Raw genomic sequence first — 9,075 nt, 5'->3', positions numbered from 1 at the left:
CCTGACACTGGGCAACAATGTTGGCGGCGCGGGTACGCACTGGGCGGGTGCAAGCTGGCGGTGGCTGCCATTCGACCATCAGCCCCATACCCATGTCATGCAGCGCTATGGCGCGGGACAGCTGGTGGACGGGCTGATCCTGCAGGACTGGGGCGTGACCTATGACGATCTTGAACCCTTTTATGACAGGTTCGAGAAGATCGCAGGCACGTCCGGCACGGCAGGCGTCATAAACGGACAGCGCCAGCCCGGCGGCAACCCGTTCGAGGGATCGCGCAGCGGCCCGTTTCCCACGCCCGCGCTGGAACGCTCCCGCGCCAACGTGCTGTTTACCCAGGCCGCGACCCGGCTGGGCTACAACCCCTTCCCCGTGCCATCAGCCATGATCGGCGCGCCCTATACCAATGCGCTGGGCCTGAATCTGGCCCCATGCACCTATTGCGGGTACTGCCAGCTGTATGGATGCGGCAACTGGTCCAAATCCAGCCCGAACATCTGTATCCTGCCGGTCCTGATGCAGCGCACGAATTTCACGCTGGTCACCGAGTGCGAGGTCCTGCGCATCAACACCACGCCGGACAAAAAAATGGCCACTGGCGTGACGTTCATCGACTCCGACGGCAATACTGGTGAACAGCCTGCCGATATTGTCATAACCGCGACCTTTACGCTGGACAATACGCGTCTCATGCTGCTGTCGGGCATCAGCACGCCCTATGATGTCGCATCGGGACAGGGCGTGGTTGGTCGGGCGTTTACATTCCAGACCCTGTCATGGGCGTTCATGTTCTTTGAAAACGAATACATGAACCCCTTCATGAATACTGGTGCGCTGGCTACGCAGATCGATGATTTCAATGGCGACAACTTCGACCATACGGGTCTGGGCTTTATCGGGGGGGCGGGTATCCAGTCGCTCAGCAACCAAGGCCTGCCGATCGGCATGGCCGGACTGCTGCCCAAGGGTAGTCCGCAATGGGGCAAGGGCTGGAAACAGGCGTTTCAGCGTGGATACCAGAATTACGCCCAGATACAGGGACAGGGCACAAGCTTCGCGCATCGCGAGCAGTTCCTTGACCTTGATCCGACATACAAGGACCGTTACGGCCGTCCCCTGCTGCGCATCACCTTCGATTATAACGAGAATGACCGGCGTTCCGGCCGGTTCATCCGTGACAGATGCGTTGAAATCGCGCGTGAAATGGGTGCCACCGAGGTTGGCGGCGATTCCTTCGCCGATCGTCCCTATTCCGGTTATACACCATGGGATTCATCGCACGTGCAGGGCGGCGTGACCATGGGCGAAGACCCACGGACCAGCGTGCAGAACCGCTACCAGCAGAACTGGGACATTCCCAACCTGTTTGTCATTGGCGCATCTTCCTTCCCCAACAATGCCGGATACAACCCGACGGTCGTCGTGGGGGCAACGACCCTATGGACCGCGAAAGCGATCATCGATCAGTACATCAAGAACCCCGGCCCGCTGGTAAGGCTATGATCATGGCAAAGAACCTGTTTCGCACTGCACTACGCACCTGCATGCGTGGGGGCATGGTCTTTTCCGCCATGGCGTTTCTGGCCCATGGCGCAAAGGCACAGGATGACCGGGGCGCGCGGATCGAACGCGGGCGGTACCTTGCAATCGCGGGCGACTGCCTTGCCTGCCATACCACGCCGGGCGGGAAGCCATTCGCGGGGGGGCTGGACCTGAAAACGCCCTTTGGCATCATCACGACAAGCAACATTACCTCGGACAGGGAAACGGGGATCGGATCATGGACGCTGCAGCAGTTCGACAGCGCAGTCCGGCATGGCAAAAGCCCGAAGGGGTACCTCTATCCCGCCATGCCCTATCCCGCCTATGCCAAAATCACGGATACCGACCTTGCGGACCTGTGGGAATACATCCGTACCATCCCGCCTGTCCGCAACGCGGTAGTTACCAACAAACTGCCATTTCCGTATAATATCCGCGCCCTCATGATCGGGTGGAACCTGCTGTTCCTTGACCGCACCCCCTTTGCGCCCGATCCGTCCAAAAGCGCACAGGTCAACCGGGGGGCATATCTGGTTGAAGGGCTGGAACATTGCGGCACATGCCACACCACCAAGAATTTTCTTGGCGGCGATACCCGTGCCACCTACCAGGGCACATCCCTGCAGGGATGGTATGCCCCGGACCTGAGCAACAACCCCCATACGGGCCTGGGCAGATGGAGCGCGGATGACCTTGTCACCTACCTGCGCAGCGGCACAAACCGCTTTACCGCAGCATCCGGCCCCATGACGGAAACGATCGAGAACTCCACGCAACACCTGAGCGATGTGGACCTGCAGGCCATCGCGGCGTATTTCAAATCCCTGCCGCCCCGGGCGGCGGCCGCACCCGCGCCACTGCCTGCCACCAACGCGCAGATGGTGACAGGCGCACGGGAATTCATCGTGCAGTGCAGCGCCTGCCATGTCAGCAGCGGCGCGGGAATCCGCAACATGATCCCGACATTGCAGGACAATCCGGCGGTCAACGCGCCCGATCCGGACAGCCTGCTGAACATCGTGCTGCGTGGCACCAATGGCCCCATGACGGCCGCGAACCCCACCGGCGCGGCAATGCCGGCCTTTGGCTGGAAACTGCATGATGACCAGATCGCGGCTATCCTGACCTATATCCGCAACAGCATGGGCAACGCTGCCCCGGCGGTCCAGCCTGCCGATGTCGCCAGGGCGCGCAAGGCCATCGGCGCAGAACAGCCCGTCTGGCACTGACCCCTGTCCCCTTTCCTGCCCGCACCGGGCAGGAAAGGGGAAAAAATACGCGCCGGCTGTCACTGGCCCATGCTGAAGGACGGCCGACGCCGGGATCACCTCACCACAGATCATACAGGTCAGGGAGACCTTAATCATGCTTGGAATTGGCGTTCTGGGCTGTGGGCGTATTGGCGCCATGCATGCCGCCAATATTGCCGCCCATCCACGCGCGCGCGTCGCGGCGGTATATGACATCAACGTTGCTGCGGCGCAGGCCGTATCCAGGGCGACGGGTGCCCCGGTCATGACATCCGCGGCCGAGGTGCTTGCCGCGCCCGATGTGGACGCGGTGCTGATCGCAACCGCGACCGATACCCATGCCGACCTGCTGGAGCGGGCAATCGCGGCGGGTAGGCCTGTACTATGCGAAAAACCGATCGACCTCAGCCTTGCACGGGTGGACCGTTGTGCCGCGACCATTGCCAACACGACCCTGCCGGTCCAGATCGGGTTCGTGCGGCGCTTCGACCCCGGACACCGGGCGGTGTTCGAGGCGGTTCATGACGGGACGATCGGGGATCTGCACCAGCTTGTCATCACATCGCGCGATCCGGGCCTGCCGCCGGAAGCCTATCTGGAAAAATCCGGCGGGATCCTGCGGGACATGACGATCCATGATTTTGACATGGCCCGCTACATTCTGGGCGAGGAGCCGACCCGGGTATTCGCCGTGGGATCGCGCCTGGTGGCCCCTGCCCTTATGGACGCGCTGGGGGATGAGGACACCATCACGGTGGTGATGACAACGGATACGGGCAGGCAGGCGATCCTCATCAACTCGCGTGAGGCGACATATGGCTACGACCAGCGGGTCGAAGCCTTTGGCAGCCTGGGTATGGCGGTTTCGGAAAACCGTCGTCCGCACCACATGGTGCTGTCGGGCAGCACGTTTACCGAACATGCCGCCCCGCTGCTGAACTTTTTCATCGAACGCTACCGTGAGGCGTTCGATGCGGAAATCGACGCCTTTGTCGATGCCGTTGAAAACGGCAGCCCGGTTGCCGTCAGCTATCATGACGGACGGCAGGCGCTGCTCCTTGCCGAAGCAGCCCTGAAATCGCTGAAGGAAGGCCGTATCGTGACCACAGACGAAATCGGGTAACGCCGCGCAGGCCATGCGCCCGGTGCCGCCGCAGGCTGCAGGGCACATGGCCTGCATTTACCTGCATATCGGGCGATGTCGCGTGACATCGCCCGTAAAGGCGCTGACGGATACCATCATCCTGTCAGGCCGCGCAGATGAGAGTGCACGGGTCGTGCGCGTCATAACTGCCGCTATCCTGCGCAAGATTTTCTTGTATTCCGACATATGCGTCCGATCTGGTCGCGTTGCCGGTCCGACATGCCGCGGCGGAAAATAATAATTGCAATCTGCTTACCCGTAGCACGGGTCCCGATGTCATCAAAATTGAAATAATTCATTGACGAAAAAGTAAAAATGTTCGGTTATCGTCTTTTTCTAAAATGCGGTATTTCTAAAATTATTTGAAAACCTTCAAAAAACATCATGAGTATTTACTTAATACCATTAAGTCCGAATATATGGAACAGTATTACAGAAAAACCGTCTGCATCCTTCATGTCAAGTTCCGTACAGAAAGGCATGGACTGGATGAAACGGCCTGAACACGTTGCTTTTGTCTGCGCCAGAATACCGATCTATGTGGCAATTGGCATGGCCGGGTCAACCGCACTGTACTGATGGCTGGCCAACCCACCCAAAAGTCCGTTCACTGCTGTCACCAGGCGCATTGTGACATATTCCGCCATTCCTGTCCTGTGCCCATTATATGTAATCTGGCTCATACTCAGGTTTGTATATTCATGCTGTCGCATTTACAGACCGGATGCAGCAAATACAGTTTAATGTATTCCGCAGGCTGGACGTGCGCGCTGATGAATAGCAGCAGACCATGCATATGGCATACCCGGATGGCAGGCCGGAAACCGTTTTCAAACACAGCCTGATAAAATAGATGGCACCCGTTTCGCGGGTGCCATCTTCTGTAAAAAAACGTTCGTGACGTTGTTCCGTGGGGGCATAATGACGCCCCCACGGTAATGACAACGTATGCGTCAGTGAACCGGCCTACCCCCGCCAAGTTCGCCAGTTAGAAACTGCGCACGCCCGTTCCCGAAGGACCAGTGGGCGTCTTCATTCTCGACAACCGACACCATGACGTCGGACGGTGCGATCCCGCATTCGCGTTCCAGCCGTTCGGTCAGCAGGCGATAAAACTCGGCTGTCTTGTCTGCCCCACGGGGGCGGCTGAACATCTGCACGACCAGGACCCGGTCCGTCCGGGGGATATCAAGTCCCGTATCCTCGACAATCATGCGCGATGGCTTGTATTCCGATACAAGCTGGTAACGGTCGCGACGCGGCACGGCGAAGGCTTCCAGCATGGCTTCGTGCGCCGCATCGAGAAGGGTGCGGATTTCTTCATCCGTGCGCCCTTCAAGCATGTGGAAATGTAAAAGTGGCATCAGTTTTCTCCCTGTAAACAAAAAGAAACAGGCGCGGTTTTCTTTCCTGTACAGCCTGTTCCCACAAATGGGCGTACGGCGGGACCCGCCGCGCGCCCTCCTTTTCCCCGACAGGGTCATTTCCGCCCGACCATATCCGTCAGGCCATCTGTCGGGACCGTTGGCGTGCCGGCCCCGCGTCGGCGGCGCTTCGGGGCCAGCATGACGCTTTCGATCTTTTCCAGCGCGATGCCTTTCGTTTCCGGCACATACCGTTCAACGAACCACCACGAAAACAGTGTAAAGAGCGCGAAAAGCCACATCGGCAGCGCACCATGAAAAAGTGCGTCCAGCCTGTGATTCTGCGCCATCATCGGGAAAAGCTGACTGACGATGAAGTTCATCACCCAGTTGGCCGACACCGCAATGCTCATGCCCACGCCGCGGATCCGGTTAGGGAAGATTTCCGCGATCAGCACCCATGTCAGCGGCCCCCACGACAGGCCGAACAGCAGCATGTAAACCAGCATGCCCACCAGGGCGGAATACCCGTGCGTCTGGGTATAAAGCGCCCATGATGCAGCCAGCAGGCCGATAATCATGCCGATCGAGCCAAAACGGAACAGCGGCAGCCGGCCCTTATGGTCAATCACCCAGCTGCCCAGCACCGCGCCCGATACGGACGCCACCCCGATCCATATGGTCTGGAACAGGGCGTTCTGCACGCTGCCACTGACCGAACCCAGCACCAGTGGCGCGTAGTACATCATGCTGTTCACGCCGGTCAGCTGCTGCAGCATGGCGACCGTGGCCCCCACAAAGATGATCCACCGCGCCCCGCGTGAGGCCACGGCCCGGCCAAGGTCGGATGTCTCGATCTTATGTTCCAGTGATTCCTTGATTTCCGTCAGGACCGAGCGGGCATGATGTTCATTGGAAATGCGGGTCAGGGTCCGCATCGCATCGGCATCGCGCCCACGCAGCACGTGCCAGCGCGGTGATTCCGGCATGAAGAAAATCGCGATGCAGAAAACAATGCACGGTATGACTTCCGACCCCAGCATCCACCGCCAGCCCACGTTCATGAGCCACACATCACTCGCACTGCGGGCAATCAGGTAATTGACGATGAAGACAGTCAGCTGCCCGCCCACAATGGCGAAGGATTCCATGTACAGCGCCCGTCCGCGCATGTCTTTTGGCGAGACCTCCGACATGTACATGGGCGAAATCGAGGACGCCACCCCCACTGCAACCCCGCCAATGAAGCGATACACGACGAAGGATGTAAAACCCGTCGCCAGCGCCGCCCCGATGGCCGATGCGGTAAACAGTACGGCGGACACAGCCAGTGTCGGGCGACGGCCAAAGCGGTCCGCCAGCCAGCCCGAAACCCCGGCCCCAAGGATACAGCCCAGCAGCACGTTGGAAACTGCCCAGCCTATTTCCGCCGGCGAAAGGTGGAAATAGGCCTGCAGCGATCCGACAGCGCCCGAAATGACCGCCGTATCATACCCGAACAGAATACCACCCAATGCCGCGATCGCACATATTCGCAGCACGTAGCCCACGTCATGCCGGTCCGACCGGACAAACATGGCGTTTTTTATGGATTCTTTCATCATTTACCACTCCAGCAGTCATTTGTTCTTGTTGTTCTGTTTCAGCAGAGTGACGCGGGACGACAGTCCGCGTCTTTAAATGAATCCAGTCGTAAGGTGCATGGCGCGGTGGCAGGCTGCCCCGGTCACCATGCCTGCAGGCCTGTCCCTGCGGTCCTGGCCTGTATCCGTTGCCCGGTGCCGTATGTGCAGCCGCTCCCGCAGGATACGACGGCCACGACATGCGCCGGGACCAGATACAGGAATGGCCTCATATCCCGCGCCACGAACGCCCAGGACAGAAAACCAGAATGAAAACGAAATAAAACCGGATAGGACAGGCATCGAATAATGTATTCAACGCTCATGTACATTCATGGTTCTCAGGTCAGTATATGTTTACAGGAAACATATACTGAAATGTCCAGACTGATGTTTTTCGAAAGAACATGGACATTGTGAATACAGCAGGACAGCTCTACTGGCCTGCTTCCTGCTTTCCGTTCCGCCATCCCTGAACGATTTCACAGGAATGCGTATGGATTTCGATAACGGTGCCAAACGGGTCGCGGCAGTACACCATCCGGTATATGCCCGATGGGGGGCGATCGTCCCATATGCGGGACATCTGGGTGCCCCCTGTCGCAACAATCCTGCCGATCAGCCCTTCTATATCCGGGTCCGTGACGCATATGTGAAAGGGACCGGGCTGATCGAAACGGATATCCGTGGTTTCGGGCTGGGTAGCCGGCAGAACGGGCTGGAACAGTTCAATTCCCACGCCCCCACCTGTTGAGAGGTGCGCGATGCGCACATGCTGGCACCGCTCCCCCAACGCGTCCTGAAACTGCGCCAGTGCGGGCGGGCTGGCGACCAGGTCGAACGGGCCGCTGAACAGCCGGTAGCCCAGAACCTCGCCGTACCACGCGATGGCACGGTCGATATCGGGCACGCTGATCCCGATATGGTTCAGGGGCCGGGGACAGGTCGTGAATGTCATGATGTCCGTCCTTGCATGGATGAAGCCGCGCGGTGGCGGGTCATGAAACGGCCTGCGGCATCACGCCGGTCAGGTCACTTTCACATGCTTCGGCCAGGGGCGGCAGGATGACGACCTGATCCTCACGTATTCCCTCGCGCCCGGCAAGCGGCGGCAGGGACTGCGGTTTCCCGGTGCGCAGGGCCGCTTCCACCGCGACCAGCACACGGACATCACGCAGCCCGTCCTCGCCATCGGGTTCGGGATCGCGGTTATTGAGGATACATTCCGAAAAATAGAAGGCTTCCCCCCCGAACTGCTCGACCGGGCCATGGCTGCGCCTGTCTTCCTTGCCGTCAATCAGCGTGGTGTAGGTAATCGCGACGGACGGGCCGAAGGTATAGCAGGGCATGGCCCTGACACTGCCCCGGCTGCCAAACAGGGTCAGCCCCTCAACCGGTGCGCAGGCATAGCTGACCATGAAATCCGCGATCCGGCCATCAGCAAACCGCAGCACGACCGACACCGTATCATCAAAATTGAAGGTCCGGCCCGGCGTGCGCGTGCCTGTGGCCGTAACCTCCACCGGTTCGGCCCCGAACATGTGGCGCACCGCATTGATCGGATAATTGCCCAGATCCGGCACGGGACCCGACCAGTACCCGCCATGGGCGCGATGGTTCGACTGCGGCACGTCCTGCCCAAACACCGAACTGAACCCGACAGGTGCGCCGAAATCCCCATTGCGGCAGCGTGAAACCAGTTCCACCGTCCCCGGTTCGCAATGCAGGCGGTAGGCAATCATCAGCCTGCCGCCCCCCCTGCGCCGGGCCTGCAGGATCGCCTCGCAGTCTTCCACGCTTGTGGCCATGGGTTTTTCCAGAAGCAGGTGCAGCCCCGCCTCCAGCACGGGCACGGCATAGCGCCGGTGCAACGCATTTGGCGTTGCCAGATACACGGCATCAACCTCGCCCGATGCCAGAAGATCCGGCAGGTCATCATAATGCCAGACCCGCACGCCATAGCGGGTTTCAAGGGCCTGCCCCTTGTGCATATCGCCCGTAACAAGGGCCGCCAGGGTGGAATTGGCAGCCCGTTCGAGACCGGGAATAAAGGATTGCAGGGAAATCTGCCCACATCCGATCACGGCGTAGCGGATCTTCCGGTCATGGGTCGGCTGAGTCATGGTGTTTCCTCCATAAAATGGCAGGATATGGG

Annotated in this window: 7 protein-coding genes; 3 read left to right on the top strand and 4 right to left on the bottom strand. The window is 59.6% G+C overall.

Features of this window, described 5'->3' with window-relative positions; genetic code table 11:
• The 3 genes from HNO79_RS07740 to iolG all read left to right on the top strand — a co-directional run.
• Window positions 1–1,501, top strand: a 1,501-nt coding sequence (locus HNO79_RS07740) for a GMC family oxidoreductase (RefSeq protein ID WP_214165116.1), incomplete at its 5' end; no start/stop codon positions are given.
• Between the two features lie 2 nt (window positions 1,502–1,503).
• Window positions 1,504–2,769, top strand: a complete 1,266-nt coding sequence (locus HNO79_RS07735; protein ID WP_242405363.1) for a c-type cytochrome — start codon at window positions 1,504–1,506, stop codon at window positions 2,767–2,769.
• Between the two features lie 136 nt (window positions 2,770–2,905).
• On the top strand, window positions 2,906–3,913 hold the full coding sequence (iolG, locus tag HNO79_RS07730; protein WP_214165115.1) for an inositol 2-dehydrogenase: 1,008 nt from the start codon (window positions 2,906–2,908) through the stop codon (window positions 3,911–3,913).
• A gap of 974 nt (window positions 3,914–4,887) precedes the next feature.
• Here the strand turns inward: iolG and HNO79_RS07725 are convergent.
• The 4 genes from HNO79_RS07725 to HNO79_RS07710 form a co-directional block, all read right to left on the bottom strand.
• The gene (locus HNO79_RS07725; RefSeq protein ID WP_010513276.1) at window positions 4,888–5,298 is read right to left on the bottom strand and encodes a tautomerase family protein; all 411 of its coding nucleotides are present in this window, start codon (window positions 5,296–5,298) and stop codon (window positions 4,888–4,890) included.
• A 116-nt stretch (window positions 5,299–5,414) separates the two neighbouring features.
• Complete coding sequence (locus HNO79_RS07720; RefSeq protein ID WP_010513277.1) at window positions 5,415–6,902, bottom strand: sugar porter family MFS transporter; 1,488 nt, start codon at window positions 6,900–6,902, stop codon at window positions 5,415–5,417.
• Window positions 6,903–7,356: 454 nt separating this feature from the next.
• The gene (locus HNO79_RS07715; protein ID WP_214165114.1) at window positions 7,357–7,878 is read right to left on the bottom strand and encodes a VOC family protein; all 522 of its coding nucleotides are present in this window, start codon (window positions 7,876–7,878) and stop codon (window positions 7,357–7,359) included.
• 40 nt (window positions 7,879–7,918) lie between these two features.
• The gene (locus HNO79_RS07710) at window positions 7,919–9,043 is read right to left on the bottom strand and encodes a Gfo/Idh/MocA family protein (protein ID WP_010513280.1); all 1,125 of its coding nucleotides are present in this window, start codon (window positions 9,041–9,043) and stop codon (window positions 7,919–7,921) included.
• Window positions 9,044–9,075 lie beyond the last annotated feature (32 nt).

It is taken from the genome of Komagataeibacter oboediens (assembly GCF_018491655.1).
Taxonomy (GTDB): domain Bacteria; phylum Pseudomonadota; class Alphaproteobacteria; order Acetobacterales; family Acetobacteraceae; genus Komagataeibacter; species Komagataeibacter oboediens.
This window is presented reverse-complemented; position numbering and strand designations above follow the sequence as displayed.

Bases quoted from the DNA above. Each gene is read 5' to 3' on its own strand.
- HNO79_RS07735 (WP_242405363.1), top strand. From the start codon at position 1,504: ATGGCAAAGAACCTGTTTCGCACTGCACTACGCACCTGCATGCGTGGG.
- iolG (WP_214165115.1), top strand. From the start codon at position 2,906: ATGCTTGGAATTGGCGTTCTGGGCTGTGGGCGTATTGGCGCCATGCAT.
- HNO79_RS07725 (WP_010513276.1), bottom strand. From the start codon at position 5,298: ATGCCACTTTTACATTTCCACATGCTTGAAGGGCGCACGGATGAAGAA.
- HNO79_RS07720 (WP_010513277.1), bottom strand. From the start codon at position 6,902: ATGATGAAAGAATCCATAAAAAACGCCATGTTTGTCCGGTCGGACCGG.
- HNO79_RS07715 (WP_214165114.1), bottom strand. From the start codon at position 7,878: ATGACATTCACGACCTGTCCCCGGCCCCTGAACCATATCGGGATCAGC.
- HNO79_RS07710 (WP_010513280.1), bottom strand. From the start codon at position 9,043: ATGACTCAGCCGACCCATGACCGGAAGATCCGCTACGCCGTGATCGGA.